Genomic DNA, 1,592 nt, shown 5'->3' with positions numbered 1-1,592 from the left:
GGACAGTAATCGGCCGATGTGTGGCCAGGGCAGATCCAGGGGCACGATGAATTCGGTGCCCCTGGATTCGGTGCGGTTGTCGCGTTTACCCGCCGATCGGTCCGTGATGGCGGCCGGGCAGAGTGCTTCGTGTCCACTCCTTGAAGGTGGTCGTCGGTACGCCCAGGTTGGCGGCCAGGTCGGGACGGGCCGGTGCGGGGTGCGCGCTCATGTATCGCTGCCCCTGGAAGAACGCCGCCATGGGGCCCTCGTCGTGAATGTCCTCGCGGCTGGTGGAGAGTTCGATGTTTGCTGCGAGAGCCTGGGACAGGCCTTCGGCGATCTCGCGGAAGCTGCGTACATCACCGGCTAGTTCGAGTTCGACCCCGTGGAAATGTTCAGGCTGCGCAAATGCTGCTGCGGCGGCTGTTCCGATGTCGTTTACCGCAACGAACGGAAGCTGGACGTCGGGGTCAACGGCGACGAGGAGGCGATCCGAGGTCATGTCGGCGAAGTAGACCGAGGGCCGGACGAAGTTTTCCATGAAGGTGGCCGGCCTCAGGATCGCCCATTGGGGGAAGCCGGCGGCGCTCGCTGATGACAGAACGCAAAGTCTGGCCGCAGCGCTCGGACTGGCAGCGCAACCACAAGCGACTCGTCGCGGTGGCCGCGGCCCTCGTCGCCCGTGACGGGGCTCAGGTCTCCCTTGAGGAGATCGCCCGTGAGGCCGGCGTGGGCTCTGCCACGTTGCACCGGCACTTTCCCTCCCGGCTGGAGCTACGGCGGGCTCATCGCCTCGGAGACCGCCACCCGACGACAGGACGTACGGTCGCTCGGGCTCTACGAGCCCGTCTCGGGCCCCTTCGCCGAGCACGTCACCCCGGCTATCCGCGATGCCGCGCAGGACGCCGACCTCGACCGGTTGGTCGAGATCGTCAACATCGAGATCGCTGGCTACGACCACGACCATGTCCGTTCACTTCGCGAGTCTCCGATATGGGACCACCTGCGGCTCCTGGCGCAGGCCCTGCCCGCCGAGCACACCGCTCTGAACGCGTTCACGCCTCACTACGAGCGCTACCGGGGTCTGCAGATCCCCGTCGACATCCTCGCCGGCACACTCAGCGCGGCCGCCGGTGGTGTCTACGCCGAAGCCGTCGACCGGTTCGTCTCCGCCATGCCGCACGCGCGCCTGACCTGGATGGAGGGGCTTAGCCACCTTGCGCACGTCGAGGCCCCCGCCGTTCTCGCGGCACACCTGCACGCGATACACGAACGCGGCGGGCGGTGAGCCCGGCTCGATGGGCAGCGCGGCGCTCAACACCCCGCGCCGGCCAGGTAGCGGGCGGTGGCCACCACGACCTTTTCCCATGAGACCACCTCGATACGACATCCCACCCTGATCAACGAACCAGGCAGCCATCTGTTGCTGCGGCTGGTGGAGGGACTGGACGAAACGCTGCGTAGCGCGCCGGACGGCCTTGTCGTTGCCCTCCATGGCGGCTGGCTGCGCCGTGGCTGGCACAGGCTCTCCGGCGCTGCGGAGGTAACGGGCCTCGATTTTCCCATGGGACCGGCCTAGCCATCGCAAATGACAACCGTTATCGTCTGAT

At 67.0% G+C, this 1,592-nt stretch carries 3 protein-coding genes; 2 read left to right on the top strand and 1 reads right to left on the bottom strand.

Translation table 11 applies throughout. The features are described from left to right. Nucleotides 1–85: 85 nt before the first annotated feature. Entirely contained in the window at nucleotides 86–541 is a 456-nt protein-coding gene (locus Vqi01_RS30330; protein ID WP_275408864.1) for an NmrA family NAD(P)-binding protein, read from the bottom strand. Between the two features lie 35 nt (nucleotides 542–576). Here Vqi01_RS30330 and Vqi01_RS30325 point away from each other — a divergent pair, with 35 nt between their 5' ends. Both Vqi01_RS30325 and Vqi01_RS30320 read left to right on the top strand, forming a co-directional pair. Further along, nucleotides 577–1,194: a helix-turn-helix domain-containing protein gene (locus Vqi01_RS30325; RefSeq protein WP_204038555.1), complete on the top strand. Its 618-nt coding sequence runs from the start codon at nucleotides 577–579 to the stop codon at nucleotides 1,192–1,194. 133 nt (nucleotides 1,195–1,327) lie between these two features. Continuing rightward, complete coding sequence (locus Vqi01_RS30320; RefSeq protein WP_204038554.1) at nucleotides 1,328–1,561, top strand: hypothetical protein; 234 nt, start codon at nucleotides 1,328–1,330, stop codon at nucleotides 1,559–1,561. Nucleotides 1,562–1,592: the final 31 nt, after the last annotated feature.

Origin of the sequence: Micromonospora qiuiae (assembly GCF_016863555.1) — a bacterium.
Classification (GTDB): domain Bacteria; phylum Actinomycetota; class Actinomycetes; order Mycobacteriales; family Micromonosporaceae; genus Micromonospora; species Micromonospora qiuiae.
Note: the sequence above shows the minus strand (reverse complement) of the source record. Positions and strands in the feature narration are given on the sequence as shown.